At 67.6% G+C, this 26,278-nt stretch carries 28 protein-coding genes, 1 tRNA gene and 1 pseudogene; 19 read left to right on the forward strand and 11 right to left on the reverse strand.

The genetic code is table 11. The features are described 5' to 3' along the window. Positions 1-26: 26 nt before the first annotated feature. From EII34_RS08740 to EII34_RS08750, 3 genes are read left to right on the forward strand one after another with little or no spacing between them, the layout of a single operon-like run. The gene (locus EII34_RS08740) at positions 27-1,340 is read left to right on the forward strand and encodes a bifunctional folylpolyglutamate synthase/dihydrofolate synthase (RefSeq protein WP_124844771.1); all 1,314 of its coding nucleotides are present in this window, start codon (positions 27-29) and stop codon (positions 1,338-1,340) included. 42 nt (positions 1,341-1,382) lie between these two features. Beyond that, positions 1,383-1,799 carry a nucleoside-diphosphate kinase gene (ndk, locus tag EII34_RS08745; RefSeq protein ID WP_124844772.1) on the forward strand — a complete coding sequence of 139 codons (417 nt, stop codon included), beginning with the start codon at positions 1,383-1,385 and terminating at the stop codon, positions 1,797-1,799. A 16-nt stretch (positions 1,800-1,815) separates the two neighbouring features. Next, positions 1,816-3,771 (forward strand): TIGR03960 family B12-binding radical SAM protein, encoded by a 1,956-nt coding sequence (locus EII34_RS08750; RefSeq protein WP_185711253.1) that lies wholly within the window; start codon positions 1,816-1,818, stop codon positions 3,769-3,771. Here the strand turns inward: EII34_RS08750 and EII34_RS08755 are convergent. Together EII34_RS08755 and EII34_RS08760 are read right to left on the reverse strand one after the other, a co-directional pair. Further along, entirely contained in the window at positions 3,736-4,956 is a 1,221-nt protein-coding gene (locus EII34_RS08755) for an MFS transporter (protein WP_124844773.1), read from the reverse strand. The genes EII34_RS08750 and EII34_RS08755 overlap by 36 nt on opposite strands. Then, positions 4,956-6,194 (reverse strand): AGE family epimerase/isomerase, encoded by a 1,239-nt coding sequence (locus tag EII34_RS08760; RefSeq protein WP_124844774.1) that lies wholly within the window; start codon positions 6,192-6,194, stop codon positions 4,956-4,958. Before EII34_RS08760 ends, EII34_RS08755 begins: the two co-directional genes overlap by 1 nt. A 56-nt stretch (positions 6,195-6,250) precedes the next feature. On the opposite strand from EII34_RS08760, the gene EII34_RS08765 reads away from it, so the two are divergent. The 14 genes from EII34_RS08765 (at position 6,251) to EII34_RS08825 (ending at position 17,825) form a co-directional block, all read left to right on the forward strand. Next, positions 6,251-6,970, forward strand: coding sequence for a TIGR03936 family radical SAM-associated protein (locus EII34_RS08765; RefSeq protein WP_124844775.1), 720 nt, complete (start codon positions 6,251-6,253; stop codon positions 6,968-6,970). Between the two features lie 171 nt (positions 6,971-7,141). Beyond that, the gene (locus EII34_RS08770) at positions 7,142-9,730 is read left to right on the forward strand and encodes a translation initiation factor IF-2 N-terminal domain-containing protein (protein WP_124844776.1); all 2,589 of its coding nucleotides are present in this window, start codon (positions 7,142-7,144) and stop codon (positions 9,728-9,730) included. 162 nt (positions 9,731-9,892) lie between these two features. Further along, a complete protein-coding gene (gene rplU / locus EII34_RS08775) occupies positions 9,893-10,201 on the forward strand; it encodes a 50S ribosomal protein L21 (protein ID WP_124844777.1) in 309 nt (102 codons plus the stop codon). A gap of 12 nt (positions 10,202-10,213) precedes the next feature. Continuing rightward, positions 10,214-10,471: a 50S ribosomal protein L27 gene (rpmA, locus tag EII34_RS08780; protein ID WP_124844778.1), complete on the forward strand. Its 258-nt coding sequence runs from the start codon at positions 10,214-10,216 to the stop codon at positions 10,469-10,471. A gap of 82 nt (positions 10,472-10,553) precedes the next feature. Further along, entirely contained in the window at positions 10,554-12,029 is a 1,476-nt protein-coding gene (obgE, locus tag EII34_RS08785) for a GTPase ObgE (RefSeq protein WP_124844779.1), read from the forward strand. Then, a complete protein-coding gene (gene proB, locus EII34_RS08790; protein ID WP_124844780.1) occupies positions 12,019-13,089 on the forward strand; it encodes a glutamate 5-kinase in 1,071 nt (356 codons plus the stop codon). The genes obgE and proB overlap by 11 nt, the downstream gene beginning before the upstream one ends. After that, complete coding sequence (locus EII34_RS08795) at positions 13,089-13,712, forward strand: SemiSWEET family sugar transporter (protein ID WP_124844781.1); 624 nt, start codon at positions 13,089-13,091, stop codon at positions 13,710-13,712. The genes proB and EII34_RS08795 overlap by 1 nt, the downstream gene beginning before the upstream one ends. Before the next feature lie 9 nt (positions 13,713-13,721). Further along, positions 13,722-14,963: a glutamate-5-semialdehyde dehydrogenase gene (locus EII34_RS08800; RefSeq protein ID WP_124844782.1), complete on the forward strand. Its 1,242-nt coding sequence runs from the start codon at positions 13,722-13,724 to the stop codon at positions 14,961-14,963. Between the two features lie 31 nt (positions 14,964-14,994). Further along, a complete protein-coding gene (locus EII34_RS08805) occupies positions 14,995-15,882 on the forward strand; it encodes a hypothetical protein (protein WP_124844783.1) in 888 nt (295 codons plus the stop codon). Between the two features lie 39 nt (positions 15,883-15,921). Then, on the forward strand, positions 15,922-16,053 hold the full coding sequence (locus tag EII34_RS16535; protein WP_260425104.1) for a hypothetical protein: 132 nt from the start codon (positions 15,922-15,924) through the stop codon (positions 16,051-16,053). Next, the gene (nadD, locus tag EII34_RS08810) at positions 16,050-16,718 is read left to right on the forward strand and encodes a nicotinate-nucleotide adenylyltransferase (RefSeq protein WP_124844784.1); all 669 of its coding nucleotides are present in this window, start codon (positions 16,050-16,052) and stop codon (positions 16,716-16,718) included. The genes EII34_RS16535 and nadD overlap by 4 nt, the downstream gene beginning before the upstream one ends. Beyond that, on the forward strand, positions 16,705-17,094 hold the full coding sequence (gene rsfS / locus EII34_RS08815; RefSeq protein WP_124844785.1) for a ribosome silencing factor: 390 nt from the start codon (positions 16,705-16,707) through the stop codon (positions 17,092-17,094). Before nadD ends, rsfS begins: the two co-directional genes overlap by 14 nt. Continuing rightward, entirely contained in the window at positions 17,091-17,723 is a 633-nt protein-coding gene (locus tag EII34_RS08820) for a histidine phosphatase family protein (RefSeq protein ID WP_124844786.1), read from the forward strand. Before rsfS ends, EII34_RS08820 begins: the two co-directional genes overlap by 4 nt. A gap of 29 nt (positions 17,724-17,752) precedes the next feature. Beyond that, positions 17,753-17,825, forward strand: a tRNA-Ala gene (locus EII34_RS08825). Here the strand turns inward: EII34_RS08825 and EII34_RS08830 are convergent. The 8 genes from EII34_RS08830 to EII34_RS16885 form a co-directional block, all read right to left on the reverse strand. After that, a complete protein-coding gene (locus EII34_RS08830; RefSeq protein ID WP_260425105.1) occupies positions 17,817-19,130 on the reverse strand; it encodes an SCO6880 family protein in 1,314 nt (437 codons plus the stop codon). The genes EII34_RS08825 and EII34_RS08830 overlap by 9 nt on opposite strands. Continuing rightward, the gene (locus EII34_RS08835) at positions 19,127-20,638 is read right to left on the reverse strand and encodes a conjugal transfer protein TrbL (RefSeq protein WP_124844787.1); all 1,512 of its coding nucleotides are present in this window, start codon (positions 20,636-20,638) and stop codon (positions 19,127-19,129) included. Before EII34_RS08835 ends, EII34_RS08830 begins: the two co-directional genes overlap by 4 nt. A gap of 45 nt (positions 20,639-20,683) precedes the next feature. Continuing rightward, positions 20,684-21,007 (reverse strand): DUF6112 family protein, encoded by a 324-nt coding sequence (locus tag EII34_RS08840; protein WP_124844788.1) that lies wholly within the window; start codon positions 21,005-21,007, stop codon positions 20,684-20,686. A gap of 318 nt (positions 21,008-21,325) precedes the next feature. After that, on the reverse strand, positions 21,326-21,775 hold the full coding sequence (locus EII34_RS08845) for a protein-tyrosine phosphatase family protein (protein ID WP_260425106.1): 450 nt from the start codon (positions 21,773-21,775) through the stop codon (positions 21,326-21,328). Positions 21,776-21,986: 211 nt separating this feature from the next. Continuing rightward, complete coding sequence (locus EII34_RS08850; protein WP_073824983.1) at positions 21,987-22,394, reverse strand: VOC family protein; 408 nt, start codon at positions 22,392-22,394, stop codon at positions 21,987-21,989. Positions 22,395-22,398: 4 nt separating this feature from the next. After that, positions 22,399-23,205 carry a helix-turn-helix domain-containing protein gene (locus tag EII34_RS08855; protein WP_124844789.1) on the reverse strand — a complete coding sequence of 269 codons (807 nt, stop codon included), beginning with the start codon at positions 23,203-23,205 and terminating at the stop codon, positions 22,399-22,401. A 90-nt stretch (positions 23,206-23,295) separates the two neighbouring features. Then, positions 23,296-23,562 (reverse strand): DUF6112 family protein, encoded by a 267-nt coding sequence (locus EII34_RS08860; RefSeq protein ID WP_124844790.1) that lies wholly within the window; start codon positions 23,560-23,562, stop codon positions 23,296-23,298. Further along, positions 23,559-23,801 carry a hypothetical protein gene (locus tag EII34_RS16885; protein WP_464115345.1) on the reverse strand — a complete coding sequence of 81 codons (243 nt, stop codon included), beginning with the start codon at positions 23,799-23,801 and terminating at the stop codon, positions 23,559-23,561. Before EII34_RS16885 ends, EII34_RS08860 begins: the two co-directional genes overlap by 4 nt. On the opposite strand from EII34_RS16885, the gene EII34_RS16540 reads away from it, so the two are divergent. Next, the gene (locus tag EII34_RS16540) at positions 23,783-24,007 is read left to right on the forward strand and encodes a hypothetical protein (RefSeq protein ID WP_124844791.1); all 225 of its coding nucleotides are present in this window, start codon (positions 23,783-23,785) and stop codon (positions 24,005-24,007) included. The genes EII34_RS16885 and EII34_RS16540 overlap by 19 nt on opposite strands. 72 nt (positions 24,008-24,079) lie before the next feature. On the opposite strand, the pseudogene EII34_RS16545 reads toward EII34_RS16540, so the two are convergent. Further along, positions 24,080-25,074, reverse strand: a pseudogene (locus EII34_RS16545) (DNA-processing protein DprA). 362 nt (positions 25,075-25,436) lie between these two features. Here EII34_RS16545 and EII34_RS08880 point away from each other — a divergent pair. Further along, positions 25,437-26,201: an ABC-three component system protein gene (locus EII34_RS08880; protein WP_124844792.1), complete on the forward strand. Its 765-nt coding sequence runs from the start codon at positions 25,437-25,439 to the stop codon at positions 26,199-26,201. The last annotated feature ends 77 nt before the right edge of the window (positions 26,202-26,278 follow it).

Consider the following 26,278-nt stretch of genomic DNA (forward strand, 5'->3'; position numbering starts at 1 on the left):
TCCTAGCCGCCTAGAATGAGCGGATCATGGATCACACCACCCTCGTTGAAGAATTGACGGCCCGCTGGCCCGAGCACCGGATCGGCCGCAGCCTGAACCGCATCCAGGCCCTGATGGACCTGCTCGGCAACCCCCAGCAGGCCAGTCCCGTGATCCAGGTCGCCGGAACCAACGGCAAGGGGTCCACCTGCATCATGATCGACTCCCTGCTGCGTGCCACCGGGCTCCGGACCGGGAGATTCGCCAGTCCACACCTCAGCGACGCGCGGGAACGCATCTGCCTGGACGGGGAAGCCCTGTCGAAGGAGCGGTTCGGTGAGGTCTGGGAGGAGATCGAACCCTTCGTGCAGCTGGTCGACCAGCAGCACCTGGACGGCATCGACATGACCTTCTTCGAGGTCATCACGGGGATGGCCTACGCCGCCTTCGCCGATGCGCCCGTCGACGTCGCCGTGGTGGAGGTGGGGCTCGGGGGCAGCTGGGACGCCACCTCCGTCGTCACCCCCGAGGTCGCCGTGGTGACCCCCATCGGGGCGGACCACACCCACATCCTGGGCGAGACCCTGGCCGAGATCGCCACCGAGAAGGCCGGGATCATCAAGCCCGGTTCGACGGCGGTGCTGGCCGGGCAGGAGCCCGCCGCGGTCCAGCCACTGCTGGCGCGTGCCGTCGAGGTGGGGGCCGTGGTCCGGGCGGAGGGTCCGGATTTCGGGCTGCTGGAACGCCGACCCGCGGTCGGGGGGCAGGTGATCCGGATCCAGGGTCTCGGAGGACCCGTCGGGGAGCTGTTCCTGCCGCTGCACGGTGCCCACATGGCCCGCAACGCGGCACTCGCGGTGGCGGCGGTGGAGTCCTTCCTCGGCGGTCAGGGGCTGGACCCGAAGATCATCGAGGAGGGGTTGGCCGAGGTGAAGGCCCCGGCCCGACTGGAACTCGTGAGGACCTCCCCGGCCGTGGTCATCGACACCGCCCACAATTCCCAGGCCGCACGGGCCACCGTGGACGCCTGCCAGGAGGCCTACGCCTTCACCCCCACCATCGGGGTGGTGGCCATGATGGCCGACAAGGACCAGGCGACAGTGCTGCAGACCTTCGCCGAGGTGATGCAACAGGTGGTCATCACCCGGGTGCAGGGAACACCCCGGGCGTTGCCCACCGCCGAGCTCGCCGCCCTGGCGGAGGAGATCTGGCCCGCGGGCAGGGTGCACCAGGCCCCGACGATGGCCGATGCCCTGGAACTCGCCACCCTGCTGGCCGACGCGGCGGGCCCAGGAGCCGGGGTCCTCGTGGCAGGATCCCTCATCGCCGCTGGTCAGGCCCGCGACCTGCTGGTGAAATAGCTGTCATCCAGTCAGAACACACACCCAGCAAGGAGCACCGCAATGGCGCGTCAGTCCACGTTCGTCATCATCAAACCCGACGCCTTCGCAGCCGGTCACGTCGGCCACATCCTCAGCCGCTACGAGGAGGCCGGACTGGTGCCGATGAGGCTCGAGGTGTGGCACGTCCCCGCTGAGCTGGCCGACCGGCACTACGCCGAGCACCTGGACCGGGACTACTACGCAGGACTGCGGGAGTTCATCACCTCCGGACCGTTGGTGGCCTGCGAGTTGGTGGGTGAGGGTGCCATCGAGCTGGTCCGGACCCTCAACGGGGCGAAGAACCCGGCCGAGGCGGAACCCGGGACGATCCGTGCGGACTACGGCACCAGCATCCGCCGCAATGCCGTCCACGCCTCCGACTCCCCCGAGAGTGCGGCGCGCGAACTGGCGTTGTGGTTCGGCAACGAGGAGAACTGACCCTATCCTTCTCGGCATGACCGACACCCTGCCGGAGTTCTCCCTGTACCCGAAGCTCGAGCCGTTGCTGACGGGCGTGTCCAAACCCATCCAGTACGTGGGAGGTGAGCACAACAGCATCCGCAAGGACTGGGAGTCGGTCGAGGTGCGCTGGTGCCTGTCCTACCCGGACGCCTACGAGGTGGGTCAGCCGAACCAGGGTGTGGCGATCCTCTACGAGATCCTCAACGAGCGTGACTGGATCCTGGCCGAACGCACCTACGCCGTGTGGCCCGACATGGATGCGGCCATGCGCGCAGCGGGGGTCCCGCAGTTCACGCTGGATGCGCACCGTCCCGTCGCCGCCTTCGACGTGCTGGGGTTCAGCTTCTCCACCGAGCTGTGTTACACCAACATGCTCTCCATCCTGGACCTGGCCGGAATGCCGATCCGGGCCGCCGAACGAGGCGATGACCATCCCATCGTGCTGGTCGGGGGACACGCCGCGTTCAACCCGGAGCCCATCGCCGACTTCATCGACGTCGCGGTGCTGGGTGACGGGGAGGAGGCCTCACTGCTCGTCAGTGAGATCGTGCGCGAGTGGAAGGCCGAGGGGCGTGAGGGTGGTCGTGAGGGGTTGTTGCTGCGGTTGGCCCTGACCGGGGCCTTCTACGTCCCGGCCTTCTACGATGTCGACTACCTCGACGACGGCCGGATCCAACGGGTCGCGCCCAACCGGGAGGGGGTGCCCTTCCAGGTGCGCAAGCACACCCTGATGGACCTGGACCAGTGGCCCTACCCGGCCAGGCCGATCGTCCCGATGGCCGAGACGGTGCACGAGCGCTACTCCGTCGAGATCTTCCGGGGTTGCACCCGCGGCTGCCGTTTCTGTCAGGCCGGGATGATCACCCGGCCGGTGCGGGAACGCAGCCTGACCACCATCGGCAACATGGTGCAGCAGGGCCTGGAGGCGACCGGGCTGGAGGAGATCGGGCTGCTGTCGCTCAGCTCCGCCGACCACTCCGAGATCGGCGACGTCACCAAGCAGCTCGCGGATCGGTACGAGGGCACCAACGTCTCGTTGTCGCTGCCCAGCACCCGCGTCGACGCCTTCAACATCGACCTGGCCAACGAGCTGTCCCGCAACGGCCGACGTTCCGGTCTCACCTTCGCACCGGAGGGCGGGTCGGAACGGATGCGGAAGGTCATCAACAAACTCGTCAGCGAGGAGGACCTCATCACGACGGTGGCCACGGCCTTCAGCAACGGCTGGCGGCAGGTGAAGCTGTACTTCATGTGCGGGCTGCCCACCGAGACCGATGAGGACGTGCTGCAGATCGCGGAACTCGCCTCCCGGGTCATCGAGACCGGACGCAAGGTCTCCGGCACACGTGACATCCGCTGCACCGTCTCCATCGGAGGATTCATCCCGAAGGCCCACACGCCGTTCCAGTGGGCCGCGCAGGCCGACCACGAGACCATCGACCACCGGCTGCAGCTGCTCAGGGAGCGGATCCGCCAGGACAAGAACTACGGTCGTGCCATCGGACTGCGCTACCACGACGGCAAGCCCGGCATGGTCGAGGGGTTGTTGAGTCGAGGGGACCGCCGGGTCGGGGCCGTCATCGAGCGGGTCTGGCGTGAGGGTGGCCGGTTCGACGGGTGGAGTGAACACTTCGACTTCGAACGGTGGGAGACCGCCGCCAACGAGGAGCTGGGCAGGATGGGCATCGACCTGGCCTGGTTCACCACTCGGGAGCGCGACTACGAGGAGGTGCTGCCCTGGGATCACCTCGACGCCGGCCTGGACCGGGACTGGTTGTGGGAGGACTGGCAGGACGCCCTCGACGAGGTGCCGGTGGAGGACTGTCGTTGGACCCCCTGCTTCGACTGTGGGGTGTGCCCCCAGATGGGCACCGACATCCAGATGGGGCCGACCGGGCAGGCCCTTCTGCCGCTACCGGTGCTGCACCCCGACCTGGGCCGTGACTGACGGTTCGTGCTCGATCCGCCAGTCACGGCAGCTGATGAGCCCCGTGACCGTCATCGGGACCGTGAGCACCAGCAGCATGATCAGTGGCCAGGACCAGCCGCCGGTGGCCTCCTGCAGCAGCCCGAAGGCGAACGGTGCGGCCGAGGCCAGCAGGTACCCAGTCGACTGCACGAAACCTGACAGCGCGGCGGTCCCGGCCGCGGTGTCGGCCCGCAGCCCGAGCAGCGCCAGGAACAGCGGGAAGGTGGCGAGTCCTGCGGCGATCAGCAGTGCCCACAGCCATGGCGCCGTCGTCGGGGCCAGCAGCAGACCCAGGAAGGCTGCGGCCATGGCCAGCGACAGGATCAGCAGCATCAGGTGGGGCTGGGGGCGCCGGGCCACGTAGGCCGGCAGCAGGAATGCCGGCGGGATCCCGGCCCCCGTCGTGATGGCCAGCATGAAACCGGCATCGGCCTCACTCATCCCGGCCGCCTGGTAGATGCTCGGCAACCACCCGAAGACGGTGTAGGCGGCCGCTGACTGCAGGGCGAAGAACAGGGCCAGCGCCCAGGCCTTCCGGCTCCCCGCCACGGCGCGGACCGACAGCCGGGACGTCGTGGTGTGCAGGTGCGGGCGACTCAACCTGAGCAGTGGCAGCCAGACGACGGCGGCCGCGACCGCGAGCAGGGACCCGGCGGTGAAGGCGGCCCGCCACCCGCCGAGGGCGACCGCCAGGGGGATGGTGGCGCCACTGGCGAGGGTCAGCCCCAACGCCAGTGACAGTGAGTACAGGCTGGTCACCAGTCCGATCCGGTTGGGGAAGTGGAGCCGCACCAGGGAGGGAAGCAGGACATTGGCCAGGGCCATCCCGGCCAGGGCCACCGTGGAACAGGCGAGGAAGAGCCACGGGCCGTCCACCCAGGCCCGCACGAGCTGACCGGAGATCAGCAGCAGGTAGGCGATCCCGATGGTGCGGTGCGCGCCGAGCCGGTGGGCGAGCCACGGTGCGATCGCTCCGACGACGGCGAAGCACAGGGACGGCAGGGCCGTCAGCACCCCGGCGAGGCTGGGCCCCAGCCCCAGGTCAGCCTGGATCTGGGACAGGGCGGGGCCGACGGAGACCGCCACCGGGCGCAGGTTGAAGGCGAGCAGCAGGAGTGCCGCCAGCACCAGCCAGGTGCGGAACCCGTACTTCCCACCGGCCATCAGGCGGCCGCCTCGGCCTCGCGCAGTGCGAAGGCCATCACCGGGCTGAGCGGCAGGGTCGGGATCAGGGTGGCCTGCAGGGCGTGGTAGAGATCCGGTTTGCCCGGCCACACCTTCCCGGCCGGTTCGTTGCCGGGGTCCAGCTCGTGGTGCCAGGAACCGGCCTCGAGGTCGAGCAGGTGGACGGCGGCGAAGTCCCACCATCGGGCGTAGTCACGGGCGTAGCGTTTCTTGCCGGTGCGTTGCCACAGCGTGGCGGCGGCACCGATGGCCTCGGCCGTCACCCAGTGGAGCCGATCCTCGACGACCGGGGTGCCGTCCCAGTCCGTGGTGTAGAGGAACCCGGGGAGGCCGTTGCGGGCCCAGCCGTCGGCGACGGCCCTCCTGTAGAGCCGTTTCGCGGCATGCGCCCAGCCCTTGGTCGGGCCGGGCAGATCACCCAGTCCGGCATCCTCGAGGGCTGACTCCACGTGCAGCAGCAGCCGTGCCCACTCCAGACCATGACCGACGGTCGCCCCGTAGGGTCGGAACTGATCGGCCTTGTGATCCTCGTTGTAGTCCGGCAGGAACTCCCAGTCGGGGGTGAAGTGCTCCGGCATCCGCCAGCCGTTCAGGGCGGCCTGCCCGGCGGCGAAGGCGGCCAGGTGGGCGGCGCGACGCAGCCAGTGCGGGTCCCCGGTGGCGTCGGCCGCGGCCAGCAGCGCCTCGACGCCGTGCATCGTCGCGTTGATGCCCCGGTAGTCGCTGGGAGTGCTGAAGTCACGGTTCCACGACTCGATCACCAGCCCGTCGTCGTCCAGGAAGTGACCCTCGTAGACGCCCAGGGCCTCCTGCAGCAGATCGACGGCGCCGTCGAGGTCCGCGGCGACGGCGGAGCAGGCCGCCAGCACGACGAAGGCGTGGGCATAGGCCTGCTTCCCGGCGGGACCGTCCCCGGAGGCGTCGTCGAACCAGCCGCCGTGCTCCTCGTCGCGCAGGGCCCCGGTCAGCCCACTCATGGCGGCCTGTGCCACAGGTCTGGACCCCGGCACCCCCAGGAGGTGACCGAGGGCGTAGCAGTGCACCATGCGGCAGGTGCTCCAGGTCGCAGGGGGACGTGTCGGGTCGTTGCTGCCGTCGCTGTTCAACCAGGCGGCCCCGAGTCCCGGCACGGGGCAGTTCCGGGCGAAGTCGAGGAGACGGCGGGTCTCGCCACGGAGCCAGTGGGTGTGATCAGGGGAGCGCAACCAGTTCGACATGGGTCCATCCTTGCGTGTACGGGGCCGGGCGTCCATGCGGGATAGGATCAGGGCTCGTGGCCAAGAAGCAACCCCCCATCCAGCAGGCACCGCCGGTCCAGCGGGTTCGACTCCGTTATGCGCGTCGAGGGGCGGCCCGGTTCACCTCCCATCGTGACTTCGGAAGGATCCTGGAGCGGGCGCTGCGCCGAGCCGCGGTCCCGATGGCCTACTCGTCCGGCTTCAATCCCCACCCCCGCATCTCCTATGCCAACTCGGCCCCCACGTCGGCGGCGAGCGAGGCCGAGTACGTCGAGCTCGCACTCGCCGCGGAGTGTGACCCGGCGAAGGTCCAGCGGGCCCTCAACGCGGTGATGCCCCAGGGGCTGGTGTTTCTGGAAGCCGCTGATGCGGTGCGGGAGTCGCTGAGCGATCTGCTCGAGGCCTCGGACTGGGAGGCCGCGGTGGCCGACTGCCCGCCGGGGTCGCTGGCGAGGGCCGCGGTGGCGCTGCTGGACTCGACCACCGAGACGGTGGAGCGGATGACCAAGAGCGGGATGCGTTCCTTTGACGTCCGCCAGGCGGTGATGGCGTTGTCGGTGCCGGATGACCAGCACGTGGTGATGCGACTGCGACATCTCACCCCGCTCGTGAGACCCGACGACGTGATGACGGTGCTGCGTCGCCTGGAGCCCGGAATCCCGGCCACTCCGGCGTTGCTGACGCGTCTTCGGCAAGGGCCGTTGGTGGAAACAGGGATCGGTGACCCGTTGAATCCGAAACCTGTGGAACAATAGGGCACAGGTCTTGCACCGCCGGTGCTCCCGTGAGGTTGCCCAAGGGGTTGGAGACCGCGACGAGATGAATCGACCGCGGCGACCCCCGGACGTCTCCGGGTGACCTTGAAGTCTTGTACGGCGCAGCGTGCTGCGCCCGATCCCGGCGCACCCGCGCCTGAAGGAGTCAGGATGACTGAACCCACGTCCAACGATGCCGCCCTGCCGGGGCGCCCTCGGGTCCATCAACTCGCCAAGCACATCGGTGTCACCAGCAAGGAGCTGCTCGCCGAACTCGCCGAACTCGGGCACGAGGTCAAGAGCGCCTCCTCGGTGGTCCCGCCCGAGGGGATCGAGGCCGTCCTGGCGCGTCGCGCGCCCGAGGAGGAAGCGGAGGCAACCGAGCCGGAGCCCCTGCCCGAGGTGCAGGAGGAGCTCCCCGAGGCACCGCAGCCGACCCGCCGTCGCCGTCGTGCCGCGTCCCGACCCGCCGGGCCTCCGGTGGAGGTGGCCGTACCAGCTGCTGAGATCCCGGTCACGACGGTGGCCGCAACCGCGGTCCAGTCGGTGGACCCGGACCAGGGCCACACCGAGGACGGTGCTCCCCGGCAGCGTCGTCGTCGTGCCACCCGGGCCGCGGGTGGACCGAGCGCCGAGCAGGGTGGTGCCGAGGTCGTGAAGGCTGAAACGGTGGATGAGGCGGCCACACCTGAGGCGTCAACCCCGGAGACCGTCGAGGACAGGCCCGCGGAGGAGACGGCACCGCGTGGTCGCCGTCGTCGTGCAGGCCGTGGTCGCAGCCGTGTCACGGAGGAGGTCGCACCCGAGGAGTCCCGGGCGGAGGCGGAATCCGAATCCGCGGATGACGGCATCGCAGCCGCGTTGCGGATGGCCGAGGAGGCAGCCCGGAGTCGTCGCGCGACGATCAAGGATCCGTTCGCCGTCACGGCGGAGGGACGCACCGAGACCCTGGCGAAACTGGCCGATGCCATCGCTGAGGTGGGGGAGCCCCAGACGGAGGAGGACGAGGGGTCCGACGAGGGCACCGAGGACGTCGAGACCGGGGATGCCGCCGAGGACGAGCGGCCCGGTCGTCGTCGGCGTCGTCGTGGCGGTCGTCGTCGCCGCCGTGGGCGTGACGCCGAGGACGAGAGCGAGACGTCCGAGGACTCCGAGGAGGCCGGTGAGGTCGGTGACGACCAGGACAGCGAGGAGGAGTCCGACCAGGACAACGGGGACGGCGGCGAGAACGCCGACTCCGAGGAGGAGACCGGGACGAGGCGGCGCAGGCGTCGTCGCCGTCGCTCCTCGGAGGCCAAGGGCAGCTCCGACGACGAGGTGACCGGCATCGAGGGATCCACCCGGATGGAGGCGAAACGCCAGCGTCGCAAGGAGAACCGCGCCGCGGGACGGCGTCGCGCACCGATCCTGAGCGAGGCGGAGTTCCTGGCCAGGCGTGAGTCCGTGGATCGTCAGATGGTGATCCGGCAGCGTGAGGACTACACCCAGCTCGCGGTCCTGGAGGACGGGGTGCTGGTGGAGCACTACGTGGACCGGGCCTCGGCCACCTCGCTCATCGGCAACGTCTACCTGGGGCGGGTGCAGAACGTGCTGCCCAGCATGGAGGCCGCCTTCATCGACATCGGCCGTGGCCGCAACGCCGTGCTGTACGCGGGCGAGGTGGACTGGGACTCCTTCGGGGTCACCGCCGAGGACCGCAAGGTGGAGAAGGTCTTCAAGTCGGGGCAGACCGTGCTGGTGCAGGTCACGAAGGACCCCGTCGGTGCGAAGGGGGCCCGGTTGACCGGGCACATCTCCCTGCCCGGTCGCTACATCGTCTACTCACCCGGTGGTCATCTCTCCGGGATCTCCCGCAAGCTGCCCGACAGTGAGCGCGCCCGGCTGAGGCAGATCCTGGGTGAGCTCATCTCCGACGACGAGTCGGTCATCGTGCGCACCGCGGCCGAGGGGGTCTCCGCCGAGGAACTCGTCCGCGACGTCAACCGGCTGAAGGCGCAGTGGGAGGTCATCGAGAAGAAGGTGGCCGCGGGCAAGGCCCCTGAGGCCCTCTATGCGGAGCCCGATCTGACGCTGCGCATCGTGCGTGACCTCTACACCGAGGACTTCCGCCAACTGACCGTCCAGGGGGATGACGCCCACGAGGCCATCACCGCCTACGTCAGCCACGTCGCCCCGCACCTGGCGGATCGGGTGGAGCGGTTCGAGCCGGGGGAGGACGGGCGTGACATCTTCGCCCAGCACCGCATCGACGAGCAGATCGCCAAGGCCCTGGAGCGCAAGGTGTTCCTGCCCTCCGGAGGGTCGCTGGTCATCGACCGCACCGAGGCGATGACCGTCATCGACGTGAACACCGGACGTTTCACCGGCTCCGGGGGCAATCTCGAGGCCACCGTCACCAGCAACAACCTGGAGGCCGCGGAGGAGATCGTGCGGCAGTTGAGACTGCGGGACCTCGGCGGCATCATCGTGATCGACTTCATCGACATGGTGCTGCCGAGCAACCGGGAGCTGCTGCTGCGACGGCTCGTCGAGTGCCTCGGCCGCGACCGGACCCGTCACCAGGTGGCGGAGGTCACCAGCCTCGGACTGGTGCAGCTGACCCGCAAACGCATCGGCACCGGCCTGGCGGAGGCCTTCACCGAGGAGTGCGAGCACTGCCACGGTGCCGGGTACCTCCGTTTCGACGACCCGGTCGACTCCCAGGCCCCGGCTGACGGTGGTGAGCGGAAGTCGGGCGGTCGCCGTCGGAAGAAGAGCTGACGTGCAACGCGCCTCCCGTCGGTTTGACCGGCGGGAGAGCGCAACGTAGAGTTGTCCCCCGGTGTTGTGAGCCGTGCCCCATGCGCGCGGACGGGCACCACGCCCCCTGGCCTGACGGCCGCAGGGGATTCAGACGTGAGAAACCAAGAAGGTAGGTCAGGCGTGTACGCGATCGTGCGCAGTGGCGGACGCCAGCACAAGGTGGCTGTTGGCGACATCCTCGACATCGACCTGGTGTCTGAAGGCGTCGGCGAGACCGTCAACCTGCAGCCGCTGCTGCTGGTCGATGGCGACACCGTGACCTCCGACGCCAAGGCCCTCGGCAAGGTCTCCGTGACCGCAGAGGTGCTTGGTCTGTCCAAGGGTCCGAAGATCCGGATCCTCAAGTACAAGAACAAGACCGGCTACAAGAAGCGCCAGGGTCACCGTCAGCGGTACACCCAGGTCAAGGTCACCGACATCAAGAACTGAGGTAGCAGCACAATGGCACACAAGAAGGGCGCGTCCTCGACGCGGAACGGTCGTGACTCCAACGCCCAGCGCCTCGGTGTGAAGCGCTTCGGCGGACAGCTGGTCGGTGCCGGGGAGATCCTCGTGCGCCAGCACGGCACCCATTTCCACCCCGGCGACAACGTCGGTCGTGGTGGCGACGACACCCTGTTCGCCCTCGCTGCCGGCCACGTGACCTTCGGGGTCAAGCGCGGTCGCCGCGTCGTCAGCATCGCTCCGGTCGAGGCCTGATCCTCGACCACGAGCACGAGCGACGGGCCTGCCTGATGGTGGGCCCGTCGTTTTCGTCTTCCGCACCAGCCAGGAGGAACCCATGGCCATCCCGTCCTTCGTCGACCGCGTGAAACTGACCGTCCAGGCCGGAAATGGTGGTCACGGCTGTGCCTCCGTGCACCGTGAGAAGTTCAAGCCACTCGGGGGCCCCGACGGTGGCAACGGTGGCGACGGCGGATCGGTGATCCTCAGGGTGAGTGAGAATCTCAACTCGCTGGTGGAGTACCACCGGCAATCGGTGCGCAAGGCCACCAATGGGCAACCCGGCAGGGGGGATCACCAGCACGGTGCGAAGGGCGAGGACGTGGTGCTGGCCGTCCCCGCGGGCACGGTCGTCTCCGATGTCACCACGGGGGAGCACCTGGCCGACCTGACCGAGATCGGCGATGAATTCGTCGTGGCCGTCGGCGGCAAGGGAGGGCTCGGGAACGAGGCCCTGGCCACAGCGGCGCGGAAGGCCCCCGGCTTCGCCCTGCTGGGCGAGGAGGGGCAGTCCCGGCTGATCCAGATGGAGCTCAAGGTCCTGGCCGATGTCGGCCTGGTGGGGTTCCCGTCGGCGGGCAAGTCGTCGCTCATCGCAGCCATCTCCCGGGCCCGGCCCAAGATCGCCGACTATCCGTTCACCACGCTGGTGCCGAACCTGGGGGTGGTGGTGGCCGGGGAGGTCACCTACACCGTCGCGGACGTGCCGGGACTGATCGAGGGGGCCTCTGCGGGCAAGGGGTTGGGCTTTGACTTCCTGCGGCACATCGAGCGCTGCCAGGCGATCGTCCACGTCATCGACCTGGGGACCTGGGAGCCCGGTCGGGAACCACTCGGTGATCTCGACGTCATCGAGGGCGAGCTGAAGGCCCACGGCGGTCTGGAGGATCGGGTGCGCCTGGTCGCACTGAACAAGGTCGACCTGCCGGATGCGCCCGAGCTGGCGGCCCTGGCCCGTCCGGAACTCGAGGCGCGAGGGTATCGGGTCTTCGAGATCTCGACGAAGACCGGCACCGGGCTGAACGAGCTGAGGTTCGCGATGGCGGAGATCGTCGCCGCGCACCGAGCCCAGCTGGCCGAGGAGAAGCCTGAACCACGTCCGGTGCTCCGGCCGAAGCCCGTCGGGCGGGCTGCCGGAGACGACTCGTTCACCATCGTGAGGCAGGGGGACGGCGACGGTGGCCTCCTGTGGCGGGTGCGTGGCACCAAGCCGGAGCGTTGGATCCGCCAGACCGATTTCAACAACGCCGAGGCGGTCGGGTACCTCGCGGACCGGCTCAACCGGCTGGGGGTCGAGGACGAGTTGCTCAGGCTCGGGGCCGAGGAGGGTGATGCCGTGGCCATCGGTGGCGAGGACGCCGTCATCTTCGACTTCCGGCCGCAGATCGCCACCGGTGCCGAGATCCTGGCCAGGCGGGGTGAGGACCAGCGGTTCGAGACCGAGCGTCCGGCCGCCACCCGTCGTCGTCGGCTGGACGCGGAGTACCACGCGTGGAAGGCGGAGCAGCAGGGGCTCGGTGAGCATGAGGGCTGAGGTCGCCGATGCCGAACGGATCGTCGTCAAGATCGGTTCCTCCTCGCTGACCGATGAGACGGGACACCTGGCCCCGGGACGGGTGGCGGAGCTGGCCGAGCACGTCGCCGCCCTGCACGCCAGGGGAACGAAGGTGGTCCTGGTGTCCTCCGGGGCGATCGCCTCCGCGCTGCTGCCGTTGGGCCTGACCAGACGTCCGGGTGATCTGGAGACCCAGCAGGCGGCGGCAGCGGTGGGCCAGGGAATCCTGGTGCGCCACTACAGTGACGCATTCGCCGTGCATGGGCTCCTGGTGGCCCAGATCCTGCTGACCGCCGGGGATCTGCAGGACGGGCGCAGCTACCGCAATGCGCTCAACACCGTCTCCCGCCTGCTCAGACTCGGGGTGATCCCGGTCATCAACGAGAACGACACCGTCGCCACGTCCGAGATCCGCTTCGGTGACAACGATCGGCTCGCTGCCCTGGTGGCGCACCTGGTGCGGGCGGATGCCCTGGTGATCCTCAGTGATGTCGACGGGCTCTACACCGCCCATCCCGCTGAGCCGGGGGCCGAGCTGATCCGTCGGGTCCCCGACATCGCGCAGTTGACCGCCGACACCTCCCGGGTCGGGTCCCGGGTGGGCACCGGGGGGATGAGCACCAAGGTGGAGGCCGCGCGGATCGCCACCTCCGGTGGGGTGAGCGTGGTGCTGGCCCATGCCGACCAGCTGCGGAGGGCACTCGACGGTCAGGAGGTCGGTACCTTCTTCGATGCGACGGGGCGCAGGCGCCCCCGTCGGATGTTGTGGCTGGCGCACGCGGCCGAGGTCCGTGGTGTGCTGCGGATCGATGAGGGGGCCGAGCGTGCCCTCGGGCAGGGACGGGCGTCCCTGCTGGCAGCAGGGATCATCGAGATTGTGGGAGAGTTTGAGGCCGGTGACCCGGTCGATATCATCGGCCTCTCCGGTGATCTGCTGGCCCGTGGGCTGGTGGACTGTGCTGCCCAGACCCTGGCCCGCCGGGTGTGTGACGGGGGACTGGCGGTGCATCGTGACTTGCTGATCGAGATGGTGCAGTAGTGGGTTTTCTTGACGTGTTGGGCTGGGTCGCCGCCTGCACAGGGATGGTCTCGGGTTTGCCGCAGCTGGTGCGGCTCCTGCGGGAGCGGACCAGTGCCGGTGTGTCGTTGCCGATGTGGCAGCTGAACGTGGCTGCCCTGTATGCGTGGAGCTGCCACGGTTTCCACATCGGGCAGTTCAGCCTGCTGATCTCGAACCTGTTGTTGGCCGTGACCTCGACGGCGGTGGTGGTGATGATCTGCCGGGACCGGGGGCAGCCGGTGTGGCTGAAGCTGATCCCGCCACTGCTGTTGAGCGCCTTCCTGTTCGGCGTGATCGATCTGCTGCTCGGTCCGCTGGTCTACGGACTGGTTGCCGTGCTGCCGTTGGCCGTCGGACAGGTCACCCAGTTCCTCGACCTGCGCAACTCCGTCGACATCTCGGGGGTCTCGGGAGGTTTCCTGGTGGTCAACCTGCTGGTGCAGGCACTGTGGCTGGTGTGGGCGCTGCTGATGCGGGAGCACGCCGTCACCGCCGCGTCGACGGTGATGACCACCCTGACCGCCCTCAATCTCGGCTTCTACCTCTGGCGTGCGATTCCGGGTCGTGGTCGAGGCAGCTCGCTGGGGCAGCCTGCTCAGTAGACTCCGGACATGGAGTTCCAGGCACAGGCCCGGGCGGCGCGTGAGGCGAGCCGTCAGGTGGCCATTCTCACCCGTGACGTGAAGGATCGTGCCCTGCACGCGATGGCCGACGCCTTGGCCGCGGCCCAGGAGGAGCTGCTCGCGGCGAACCGGCTGGACGTCGAGGCGGCCCGGGCATCCGGCACACCGGATCCCATGATCGACCGGCTGCGGCTCGACGGGGAACGCGTGGCGGGCATGGTCCAGGGGTTGCGTGATGTCGCGTCGTTGGCCGATCCGGTCGGGGACGTGGAGCGGGGCTGGCGGTTGCCCAACGGGGTCGAGGTGACCCGGGTGCGGGTGCCCTTCGGGGTGGTCGGGATCATCTACGAGAGTCGCCCCAATGTCACCGCCGATGCGGCCGGCCTGTGCGTGAAGTCCGGCAACGCGGCGCTGCTTCGCGGCTCCAGCACCGCCATCGAGTCGAACCGGGTCACCGTCGCGGCGCTCAGGGCCGGGCTGGAGGCCACGGGGATCGATCCGAACGTGGTGTCACTGGTGGAGGGCGGCCGGGAGGTGACGGCGGAGCTCATGGCTGCCAGGGGACTGGTGGACGTGCTCATCCCCCGTGGCGGCGCGGGGCTCATCAACGCCGTCGTCGAGGGTGCGAAGGTGCCGGTGATCGAGACGGGCACCGGGAACTGTCACCTGTTCATCGACGCCACCGCCGATCATGACAAGGCACTGCGGATCCTCGCGAACGCGAAGATCCAGCGACCGAGTGTCTGCAACGCCGTCGAGACCCTCCTGGTGCACGAGGATGTGGCGGCGGAGTTCCTGCCGAAGGCGTTGCAGCTGCTGAGTGAGGCGGGGGTCACCGTGCACGGCACACCTCAGGTGCAGACCTTCTCATCCGATGTGGTCCCGGCCGGGGTGGCGGAGTTCGATGCGGAGTACCTGTCGATGGACATCGCGGCGACGGTGGTGCCGGACCTGGATGCGGCGATCACACACATCAGGCAGCACACGAGCGGTCACTCGGAGACCATCGTCACCGAGTCCAGGAAGAGCGCGGAGCGTTTCGTCGCGGAGATCGACGCGGCGGCGGTGCTCGTCAACGTGTCCAGTCGTTTCGTCGACGGCGGCCAGTTCGGTTTCGGCGCGGAGATCGGCATCTCGACCCAGAAACTCCACGCCAGGGGACCGATGGGGCTCGCGGAGCTGACCTCGACGAAGTACGTCCTGCAGGGGGACGGCCAGATCCGTCAATGACGCCCCGTGGCCAAAGGTGTGGCGATATCTTGTGACTCGGATCGAAGCGGCCCAGCAGGCCGTCGGGGGGATCGCGGTGGGGGCCAGTCACGCCGGTATCCGGGCAGAGGTGCCGGGCTTCCCCGGTCTGGAGACCGGAACCAGCCGACAGTGGAATGGTCAGAGCGTCACCGTCGTGGTGTGGCTGGACTGCGAGTGGTTCTTCGAGGACGGCAGCCTCGTGGCCATCGGGACCGTCGAGAACAGTGATGGCCGAACCGTCGACGGCATCGCGCCCGGGCAGCGGATCAGTGAGGCCGAGGAGTATCTCGGGCAGCCCATCGCGCAGCTGACCGAGGATGATTCGCGGGTCAGGGTGTACCCGGCCAACCAGACCGGACTCCACTGGCGGGTGGTGACCGGCACCGACGACGTGATCCGACGGATCGTGCTGTGTCGCTGCGCCCCGACCCCCGACGCCCTGGTGCTCTCCTTCGAGGGGCTCGGCCAGTGGAAGATCAGTGGTGCCGGGCTTGTCGAGCGAGGTGACTTGGTGCCTGAGGCTGGAATCTGCGAAGGATGGTTGATTCCGACTGGATACGAGGATGATGGGTTCACGATTCGACGGCTCGACCTTGCAGAGGGAACAGCTCCCTACGAGATCTGGGTCGCAACGCCGGCCTCCGGAAAGCAGAGCCCAGTGGTCACCTACGCCGGAGCCAGGATCGGAATGTCATTGGCAGAGGTCAAGAAGCTGCATCCTGATCTCAGGTTCGAGAGGAAGGGTGGTGAGCCGGGGGGAGAGCCAGTGGCTGTGGTCCGTTCCGGGGAACGAGAACTGATCTTCCTCTCGCAGACGATCGGAGATGTCGCCGATACGGCTGTGGTGGACCAGATGATCGTCAGGGACTGGCATCCGGAGCTCTACGGCGAGTGCTGAGATCTCCTGAGGGTGCCGAAACCGGCTAGCATGCTCGGTGTGAACTTGCTGGAATCCGCCATCGGGAGTGCCGCACCGGTGCTGTCGGTGGTCATCGTGGCGTTCATGCTGGGGCTGGCGGCGTTCGGCTGGTGGCTGGGGGCGTCGAAGGGGCCGGGGAGGCGTGGATGACCACAACGGAACTGGCCGTTGCGCGCGTGGGGCGGGAGCGCCGGTACCGGTTGGGCGTGATGGGTGGCACGTTCGACCCGATCCACCACGGGCACCTCGTGGCCGCCAGTGAGGTGGCCGCCAGATTCGAGTTGGACGAGGTGGTCTTCGTCCCGACGGGGATGCCGTGGCAGAAGGCGGATCGGCAGGTCTCGCATGCCGAGGACCGGTACCTCATGACCGTCATCGCGACGGCGTCGAATCCCAGGTTCTCCGTGAGCCGGGTGGACATCGACAGGCCCGGCAACACCTACACCGTCGACACGCTCAAGGACCTGCGGCGGGAGCGGGGTGAGGACGTCGACCTGTTCTTCATCACCGGTGCTGACGCGGTCAGACAGATCCTCACCTGGCACGGGGCCGATGAGTTGTTCGACCTGGCCCACTTCGTCGGGGTGACCCGGCCGGGGGTGCCGATGACCGAGGACGACCTCGCGCATCTGCCGGAGGGGGCGGTGACCCTGCTGGAGGTTCCCGCCCTGGCCATCTCCTCCACGGACTGTCGCGCCCGGGTGCAGCGGTCCGAGCCGATCTGGTACCTGGTGCCGGACGGTATCGTCCAGTACATCGCCAAACGCGGGTTGTACCCGCATCCCGAGACAGGAGTTCCCGTTGACCGTTCCTGATGCCGTCATCGGATGCGTCACCATTGCGGCCCGGGCCGCGGCCGACAAGCTCGGCACCAACATCGTCGCCTTCGACGTGAGCGAGCAGTTGGCCATCACCGATGTCTTCCTCATCGTCTCCGCGAGGAACGAGCGCCAGGTCGGGGCCGTGGTGGATGCCGTCGAGGAGCAGCTCATCAAGCAGGCCGACCTCAAACCGGTGCGCCGGGAGGGGGACCGGGAGAACCGCTGGGTGCTGCTCGACTACATCGACTTCGTCGTCCACATCCAGCACACCGAGGAGCGCAGCCTCTACAACCTGGAGCGGTTGTGGAAGGACTGCCCGCAGATCGAGCTGGACGTCGAGGAGATCGCGGTCGAGGACGTCGAGGCGTGACCCACACCCGGATCGTCATGCTCCGGCACGGTCGCACGGAGTGGAACGGGGCCGGGCGGCTGCAGGGGCAGGCGGACATCGCCCTCGATGCCGTCGGACTGGCCCAGGCCGGTGAGGCCGCCCGGTACTTCCGGGACTGGCACTTCGACGCCTGCTACTCCTCGGACCTGAGACGCGCGATGGTCACGGCTGAGACGGTGGCAGGGGGCCATGACCTGGAGGTCGTGGCGGAGTCGAGACTGCGTGAGATCAACGTCGGTTCCTGGTCCGGCAAGACCACGGCCGAGGTGTCGCAGGAGCTGCCGGACTTCATCGACCTCTACACCCGGGGGGTCGACTTCCGGCGCTCGGCGACGGGGGAGACCCTGGCCGAGATGACCGACCGGGTGGTCCCGATGGTGCTGGAGGCGGCGGCACGCCACCCTGGTGGTCAGGTGCTGCTGGTCACGCACGGGCTGCTCATCTCGACGGTGGTGCAGGCCCTGGTCGGCATCCCCCCGGCCGTGGTGCTCGCCATCCCCGGCAACGTCTGCTACTCGGTGCTGGGGATCGCGGAGGACCGTCGCTGGCTCATCACCCACAACGCGCCGACGGCGGCGGGCGGCACCGGGTTGCCTCCGGCGATGTGATCCGGTACTGTTCTCCGGGTCGAAATGACGGGGCTATGGCGCAGTTGGTAGCGCGCTTCCATGGCATGGAAGAGGTCAGGGGTTCGAATCCCCTTAGCTCCACCCCACGCACAAGGCTCGAACCCTTGCCATCATCGATGGTTTCGGTTCGGGCCTTGTTGCTGTCTTGGGCCCAGGTGAGGGCGTTGGCGTTGATCTCGGGGTCGAGGAGTGGACTTTCTTCTTGCGGATGTCGCGGGCGGCCTGGTCGGAGCGCATGGGGGTGCAGATCAGGGAGAACGATCGTTGGATTCCGCTGGAGAGCAGGATGGGTGAGAGGAAGCCGGGGTAGACCATGGAGCGGGGCCATTCGCTGATCCACAGCACGGCGTGGTGGGCGGAGTCGGTGCGGATACGACTCCAGGTTTCGTTGACCGCGACGGGGCCGGCGGTGGCGAGCTGGTGGCCGATCTGGCCGTGGCGTTCTAGGGTGGCGGCGATGGCGGGGTCGTAGGCCGAGCGCAGGATCACAGCAACCTGTCCGGGTGTGAGCCATCCCGATGGGGTGAGGTCGGCTGAGCGGAGCGCGGCGTTGAGGGTGTTCATTTCTTGGCGCAGGACGGCGGCGGCGCCGCGGATGCCGCCGCCGGCGGTGCGGATCTGCCTCGCTGCGTTTCTCATGTCGAGGGAGAGGGAGAGGGTGGTGGCGTGGCGTTCGCCGGCGGGGCCGGCGCGGTTGATGAGTTCGGCGTAGGTGGTGGCAGCCCAGCTGGTGTCTTCGGGCTGGCCGTGGGTGGTCCACCATTCGGCGAGTCCGGTGCCGGAGTCGGGCAGGGTGCGTTCCAGGATTTGGAGGGTGGCGATCCGGCCGGAGCGGCAGACGGTGGCTAGGACGCGGCCCCAGGCGGTGACGCGGCGTTCTTGTTCGGCAGGGTCGAGGAGTACGAACGCGGGGTGGGTGATCTCGCACACCACCGTGAGCGTGTTCTGGTGGGGGTCGTGGATCATGCCCGCCCCTGTGGTCGGGTCCTCGTATTCGCGCAGCCGGGCTTGGTCGCCGGGCAGGGCGAGGGTTCCGGCGGGGCGTGGGGTGACGATGCGACGCCGGTAGAGGAGTTGTCCGATGGTGGTGCGGTAGACCCACCAGCCGGCTACGGGCACCCATTCGATGACCGGCCGTCCCGCGATGGGGACCCAGGTGAGGAGGACAGCGGTCACCCAGATGGGGGCGGTGTAGGCCAGCCACATCCCGCCCCCGGCGTAGAGGGCGGTGATGATGGTGGCGATCGCGATCCCGACGGTGACGAGCTGGGCCGAGGACAGGCCAAGCAGGATGCCGCGACGGGTGAGCCGGGAGAACTTCACCGGCACCAACTCCGAACCGGTCGCATCCGGTTCGTGGCGGTTGTGCCTGTTGCGGCGGCTCATGACTGCGGCTCCTTCCCTGCACTCGACGGCGGTGGCGGATTGTCGGCGGGCGGCGGGTTCGGCACCGGGGCGGACGGCGCGACCTGCTCACCCGCACCCGACGAGGACGCCCCCAGTGGCTGTGGACCTGGGGCGCTGGGAGGGGTGGGCTCCGCACTGGCCGACGGAGTGCCCGGCTGTGGCGGCGTCCCACCGGGCGCAGCCGCCGGCGGAGGACTCCCACCATTGCCTCCCCCTCCGTTGGTGGTGGGGGTGTGGTCGGCGGCGTCGGCAGCGGTCTCGGCCTGCTGACCGAGTTCGGCACCAGCTTTCGGGCCCGCGGTGGCAGCGTCCTTGGCCACCTGCACCCCGACCACCGCAGCAGCCGCAGGACCCGCAGCTGCAGCAGACCCACCCGACGCTGCCCCCGCCCCGGAAGCCCCAGATCCAGTTGCCCCGCCAGCGCCAGCACCAGCTTCGGCTCCGCCCTGGGATGCCGAGGGGTTCGGGGTGCTCGGTTTCGCCGGCTGCTTCCCGCCACCACCGTTGCTGTCACCGCCACTGCCGTCGAGTACCTGCTGGGGGTTGCCCGGCTGACGGTCCGGGAGCGGGATGGGCCGGTTGAGGGAGTTCTTGGCGTCTTGTTCGGCGCCGATCGCGTGGTACATGTCGAACCCAACGAAGCTGATGAACCGATAGGTCAGATACGGGGCGAACGCGGCCATCGCCATCAGTACGACCCCGGCCAGCGGGTCACTGATCGAGGACAGGTCCCCATCGATCGGCGCGGCGACCTGGGTGATCGCGACCAGGAACATCACCACCAGCACGAGCTTGGAACAGATCAGCGCGACCACGAACATCGCCCACTTACTGATCCACCCCCGCGTGGCGTCCCACGACGACCCCGACAGGGCGAGGGGTGCGAACACGATCGCGACCAGCAGCAGCGCCTTGCGCACCAGCAGCGAGAGCCACACGATCGCCGCGGAGGTGATCGCAAGCCCGGCGAGGAAGATCGTGATGATCGCCCCGACCCCCGGGACGGCGATATTGATCGCGGTCAGCCCACCGGCGAGGATCGTGATCTTCTCGCCCATCGATTCGGTGGTTTCCCCGGCGGCTTGGACGATCCCGATACACAGCTGGTCGACCACCTCCAACAGCAGCCCAGTCAGCGTGATCACCACGAACGACCCCAACACCGATTTGGCGAGGCCAAGAGCGGCGCGGCTCAGGGCCGTCGGGTCACGACGGATGAGGCCGGTGATCAGTTGGAGGCAGAAGAACAGCAGCATCACGAACACCGCGATGCCGAACAGCAGGTTGTAGACCGACAGGTAGCCAGTACTGGTGATGTCGACCAGCGTGGTGGCGTCGAAGACGTTCCACACCGCCTCGAACAACCAGCCCGCCGCAGAGCCCATGGCCTGGGCCAGCCAGTCGAACGGGGCCGACACCAACGACGCGGCGGCCTCACCAGCAGTTTCGCAGACACCTGAGATGACGGGCAGATCACAGATCCCCACCGCAATCACTCCTCACACACGCGGGTTGGAACGGTTGGGTAGGGGTTAGACGGACTGGCCGACGTTCCAGAAGAAATTGATCAGCGTGACCGCGGCGCCGCAGATGATCGCTGCTCCGCACGAGACCAGGACGCCGACCTTGCCGCGGCCGGCCAGGTGCGGGTTGGACGAGTTCGCGCCGAACCCCCACACGATCGCCGAGGTGATCAGCGCCAGCACCGACAGGATCAGCCCGATCGTCATCACCGCGCCCACGATCGTGCGCAGCTGCGAGATACCCGGCAGTCCGTTGTCGTTCGGGGTGATGTTCACATCCAGCGGCACCAGCAACGGCAGGTTCGGCACCACAGCAGTAACAAGATCAATCACGACAAGCTCCTCACAAGCAGAAGTCCTGCCACCGGAAACCCCGGACCAGCAGGAAACCAGAAAGGTCTGCCAGTCAGGTGCGCGCGGTGGCCCGGGCCGTCAGGAGTTGAAAGCTGCTGCCGGGCTGGGCGTCGGTCAGGAAGACGCGCTGTAGTCGGTCAGGCCGATGGTGTTGCCCCAGGGATCCCGGATCTCAATGGCCCAGCCGCTGCGAATGAGCTGCGGTGCCACATCGAACTGGTCGGCCAGATTGCGGGCGTCGGAGACTTTGAACCACGTGGCTGAGCACTCACGCCGATGCCACCTCTTGCTTCTAGCTCAGTGTTGATGTAGCCAGTGGCGTTGCCACGGTGTCTCGACGGCGTGACGGTCGTAGTGCTGTCGCACCCATGCGACAGCAGCGTCCGGGTCGAGGCCGTCGAGGATCGTCATGGCCGCCAGGACCGTGCCGGTGCGGCCGCGTCCGCCACCGCAGGCAACTTCGACACGCTCGACCTCAGCGGCTCGCCACATATCCTCAATGACGCTCCAGGCCCGCTCGCGAGACAGCGGCAGCCCGAAATCCGGCCAGCGGAGCCAGGCGTACGGCCACACGGGGGCCGGGTCGCGCCACATGGCGTAGAGACCACGTTCAGGAAGGGTCTCGGGTACCGCCGACCAGCGGCGTCCTCTGACAAGACGTCCGCTCGGCAACGGCATCACTCCGGCTTCGCTCGCATCCCACAGCACGATGTCCATTGTCCCCTGGGAGGCCTCACGTGGGATCAAGCAGAAGTGTGTGCCCATCTCGCCCGCAGGGCAACAGCAAGTTGACAGACTCCCAGGTCTTGGGTGACGGCTGGCTGTACTGCGACAACCACCACAGGCCGCGCGCCGCCTGTGGTGGTTGTCATCTCTATCTCATGATCCATCCAACGTCCCTGCTTCATTCGGAGGCTAGGTCGCCGGCTCGGCGTAAAGGGGTGCAACTCTCGTGTTCTCACTCGCCGGAGTACGAGCCCACAGACCAGTGATTACCTTCTGGATCTGCGACGGTGGCGACACGACCGCCGTAGGGCTGATCGGCGGGGTCTTCGATGGTCGTGGCGCCGTTTGCCAGAGCCTTGTCATAGATTGCGTCGACGTCAGCGTCTGTCTCGACCACGAGGTAGCAGCGGGCCTGGCCCGCCGTGTCCGGGATTTTGTGGGGGCCTGCATGTCGGATTGAGCCAAGCATGATCCCGCCCGAATCACGCCAGCGCAGTTCGGCATGCTCGACCCGGCTGGGGTCGTCGTCGTTGCGGACAACGAGGATTTGCTCGAAACCGAGCGCGGCGAGGAATGCCAGACCCTTGTCGGCATCGGCGTAGGTGAGGGAGTGAAACAGCTGGGGTTTGGTTGTCGTCATGTGGTCAATCATGGTTGGCGACAAGTGCCAGGTCTTGAAGGTTTGGGAAGTCTTCGGTTCGAGATTTGGGACTGCCTCCGACGAATCCCTTCCATTCCCGTGAGAGGTGCGACTGGTCGGCAAAGCCGCACCTGCTGGCCGCTTCGGTCAGGGATGCTCCTGATGCGACGAGTCGCTGGGCGTTCTCGAAGCGCGCCAGACGGCTGATCTCTTTGGGCGACAGGCCAAACTCTGCCCGGACACGGTTATTCAGGTGGCGTCGGGAGTACCCCACCTCGGCGGCCACCTGAGCAACGGGAAGGCCACCCCCAAGGAGACGCCACGCCGCTGTCACCGTGGGGTCAGGGGTCCACCTATTCAGCCGGGCCAACAGGATTGCTTCCGCGACCGCAAGTCGGTCTGTCCACGAGGTGCGATTGGCAATGGCTTCATGCTCGTCACTGGTCAGTCCTCGTGGCAGGTCGTCTATGTCGACGGTGTGTTCTGCCACAGAGCCGATCGGTGCGCCGAAGATTGCTCTGCATCCGATCGGTGTGACAGCCAGATGGATACCTCGTTGCAGCCCGTGCGTGTGGATCAGCGCCGGCCGCAGATGAAGGCCGGAGATCGAGCACCAGCGCGCCGTGGATTCGCTGGGTTCGTGGAGCCACCCCACATCGAGAGGCTCGTCCACTGCGATGATCACCGTGGCGGCCGTGCTGGGCACTCCCACGTGGACGGCGTCGACCGGTAGCACCATGTCGTAGGCCACCATGGGCGCAGCCAGGCAGCCCTGAAGTGCGGGATGAACCGCCCGCGTCACAGTCGCCATGTCTCAAATCTAGCTAGAGACCACACGCTCTTCCCCTGCGGACGAGAATGCCCCGGGCATCAGCGAGATGGTGCAGCTGCCTTGGTGCGACTAGATCTGGTCGCCGAGGTGGATGAGCCAGTTGAGCCAGGCGACACCGGCGCCGGTGAGGGTGGCGGCGCCGAGGGCGACGAGGAGTCCGGTGCGGGCTTTGGTGGCGGTGGTGTGGTTGCCGTGGGCGGTGGCGATGGCCCAGGTGATAGCGGAGATGATCATGGTGAGTACGGCGGTGATGAGGGTGATGGTGAGCAGGGCTCCGATCACTGTTTGGAGAGTGGTGTTGTCGCCGAGGGCGCTGAAGTCAGGGAAGATGTTCATGGTTGGTTGCCTTGTTTGACGGTGATGTGGACGTGGTCGTAATGGCCGCCGGTGATGTCGGTGGGGTCGTGCATGCCACCGCCGTTGTAGGGGCGCCAGCCCTCGGCATCGCGAGCGAGGGACCAGATCTGGCCTTGCCAGATCAGGTACTCGACGCCGAGGGTTTCGGCGTTGACTTTGAGCCAGTTCGTCAGAGCCCAACCGGCTTCGAGCTGCTGGGGTGTGGGTCGGGAGCCGATGGCGTTGCCGCGCCCTGGTTGTGGCCGCCTACCGTGACCGGTACCAGATCACAGACCCGGACCCGCTCGGCACCCAACCTGAGGGCACGGCGCAGAAGATCGACCGCGCTCGGGCAGAAACCGCGTTACGGACACTGATCCGCCCGACCATCGAGAACGAGCGTCGGCGGCCCGCCGTCCAGGCGACGCGGCACCTCGACCTGTGATGGCGGGCACAAAGAAGGGGGTCTCGCACCGTCCAGAGGGATGGTGCGAGACCCCACAATCTGCCGACCGGGCTACAGAGATCGCTCCGGCGGACCAGCCGCCGGCGCCTCGCGGCGTGTGAACTCGGCCGACAGCCCCGGAGGTTGGGCGGCGCGGTCGGCGGTGAGTTCTTCAACGTCGGCAGCGGAGGTGACCAGGCGTGCGTTGCCGGTATGGAGCAGCTCGTGCGGCCCATGACTGGTGACGTTGGTGACGGGCCCCGGCACTGCACCCACCTGCCGACCAAGCTGGTGGGCTTCGGCCGCCACTCGAAGTGCCCCGACCGTGCGCCCGCTTCCACGACCACCGTCGCGACTGAAATCGCTCCCAACAGTCGGGAGCGGGCCAGGAACCGATGTCGCGTCGGCACCGATCCGGGAGGAAGCTCGCTCACCAGCGCACCCACATCACCCACCCGGTCCAGCAAGTCACGGTTTCCGCTCGGGTATGGGCGGTCCACCCCACCGGCGAGCACCGCGATGGTGTCACCACCGGCCGCCAACGCTGCGCGGTGCGCGGCAGCCTCGACGCCATAGGCGCCACCAGCCACCAGAACACCCTCGCGGTTCGCGAGGTCGCCCGCCAGCTCGCCCGCTACGTGCTCCCCATACGCGGTGGCCGCCCGAGAACCCGTGACCGTCACCAAGTCCTGCAGTGGCCGCGCCAGGAACGACGTTGCCCCGCGCACGAACAGAACATAAGGGGCACGCTCGCCGAGATCATCCAGCGCCCGAGGCCACTGCGCGTCACCCGGGATCAGAGTGGTGATCCCGCTCTCCTCAACCATGCGCAGCCGCTGGTCGAGGTCATCCAGCCTGCCCGGTGAGGTGATGCGGTCACGCCACACCTGACCATCAACCCGGCTCAAACCCGGCACGGTCGTGTCGGTGTCGAGCAGCCCGAGCGTCTCAACGGCGCTCAGGCGGCGCATCAGCCCGCCCGTGACGGGATCATCGGGCTCCGCCAGCATTGCCAGCACCACCCGGGCACGACGTTCATCAACACCAAGACCAGCAACACCAGACATGACGGCTCCTCCTCAAACAGGTTCACCGAGAAGGTGTTCCTGCCGCCGCCCTTGGACTGGTCGGATCGCCCCGCCTGTGACGATCTCGGAGAACGGGGTTTCACCGCCCTGGGGTACGCCTGCGCCGTCGGCAGCGACTCGACGTGTCGACCGTTGATCCTGGGCACGTTCTCTCTTAGGATTGGGTGGTGTGACGCCAGAACAAGGAGGTGACTGCGTGTCGGTCGACGACGATGCGAGCCCAGCGAGACGCGCCCTCCAGCTCGTCGACATGCCAACACCAAGCACCGGGACCTCGCCGGCTCCCTCGCTGACTGGCCCTCCTGTTTCCCCGGCCCAACGTGTCTACTTCTACTCCGCTGATGAATGGGAAATCTTCATCACGGAATGGGGCCACTGGTCTGACCACCTCGTACGTCCAAATCAAACAGCTTGGCGGCCCAGGAGACCGCGGCATTGACGTTGCAGCCTTCAAGACCGACCGTGGCCTCGAAGACTCATGGGATTGTTACCAAGCGAAACACTATGCTGAGCCGCTGAAGACTTCGGACGCGATCCCCGAGATGCTGAAGCTTTTCCGAGGCGTAGTTGATCAATATTATGTACTGCCTGACCAGTACGCGTTCGTTGCCCCTCGCGGATGTGGCAGTTCGTTCAACCGCCTGCTAAGCAAGCCCAGCGAGTTGCAGAAGAAGTTCCTGGACGCGATTGACAACCGGACTCCAGCCACGAAGAACCTCGATGACAGCACCTTGCGGGCGATCCGATATCTAGCAGCAACCACCAACTTCTCGATATTCCGATCCGTTGAGTTCAACGAGATGCTCGACGTGCATCGAAACACGCACTACTTTGCAGCTCGATTTGGGACTCCGCTGCCAGCGCGACCTCCAGTCGGGGAGACTCCTGCCACCCCCACGCCTGTGGAAGCTATCTACGTCAAGAAGCTCGTTGACGTTTACGTCGAGCAAGAGCCGACCTCCTGCACTGATGCGGCCTCCGTGTCAGTGCACACAAGCTACGGGCCCCACCTTCAGCGTCAGCGTGAGTCGTTCTACTCTGCCGAGGCGCTGAGGCTCTACGCACGCGACGCCGTCCCCGAAGGAACGTATGATAGCTCTCTTTAAACAAGATCTTTCTTGTTGATGCGGTATGGGAATGTGTTGTTGGTGATGTAGGTTTCGAAGGCGTGGCGGGTGTCGGT

This window comes from Arachnia propionica, from assembly GCF_003859805.1.
GTDB lineage: Bacteria > Actinomycetota > Actinomycetes > Propionibacteriales > Propionibacteriaceae > Arachnia > Arachnia propionica_C.

Coding starts and splice junctions, on each gene's coding strand:
- EII34_RS08750 (WP_185711253.1), top strand. CDS start 1,816: ATGACCGACACCCTGCCGGAGTTCTCCCTGTACCCGAAGCTCGAGCCG.
- ndk (WP_124844772.1), top strand. CDS start 1,383: ATGGCGCGTCAGTCCACGTTCGTCATCATCAAACCCGACGCCTTCGCA.
- EII34_RS08740 (WP_124844771.1), top strand. CDS start 27: ATGGATCACACCACCCTCGTTGAAGAATTGACGGCCCGCTGGCCCGAG.
- EII34_RS08850 (WP_073824983.1), bottom strand. CDS start 22,394: ATGACGACAACCAAACCCCAGCTGTTTCACTCCCTCACCTACGCCGAT.
- EII34_RS08880 (WP_124844792.1), top strand. CDS start 25,437: ATGAATGGGAAATCTTCATCACGGAATGGGGCCACTGGTCTGACCACC.
- EII34_RS08800 (WP_124844782.1), top strand. CDS start 13,722: ATGGAGTTCCAGGCACAGGCCCGGGCGGCGCGTGAGGCGAGCCGTCAG.
- obgE (WP_124844779.1), top strand. CDS start 10,554: ATGGCCATCCCGTCCTTCGTCGACCGCGTGAAACTGACCGTCCAGGCC.
- proB (WP_124844780.1), top strand. CDS start 12,019: ATGAGGGCTGAGGTCGCCGATGCCGAACGGATCGTCGTCAAGATCGGT.
- rpmA (WP_124844778.1), top strand. CDS start 10,214: ATGGCACACAAGAAGGGCGCGTCCTCGACGCGGAACGGTCGTGACTCC.
- EII34_RS08770 (WP_124844776.1), top strand. CDS start 7,142: ATGACTGAACCCACGTCCAACGATGCCGCCCTGCCGGGGCGCCCTCGG.
- EII34_RS08860 (WP_124844790.1), bottom strand. CDS start 23,562: ATGAACATCTTCCCTGACTTCAGCGCCCTCGGCGACAACACCACTCTC.
- nadD (WP_124844784.1), top strand. CDS start 16,050: ATGACCACAACGGAACTGGCCGTTGCGCGCGTGGGGCGGGAGCGCCGG.
- EII34_RS08755 (WP_124844773.1), bottom strand. CDS start 4,956: ATGGCCGGTGGGAAGTACGGGTTCCGCACCTGGCTGGTGCTGGCGGCA.
- EII34_RS08855 (WP_124844789.1), bottom strand. CDS start 23,205: ATGGCGACTGTGACGCGGGCGGTTCATCCCGCACTTCAGGGCTGCCTG.
- EII34_RS08760 (WP_124844774.1), bottom strand. CDS start 6,194: ATGTCGAACTGGTTGCGCTCCCCTGATCACACCCACTGGCTCCGTGGC.
- EII34_RS08830 (WP_260425105.1), bottom strand. CDS start 19,130: ATGAGCCGCCGCAACAGGCACAACCGCCACGAACCGGATGCGACCGGT.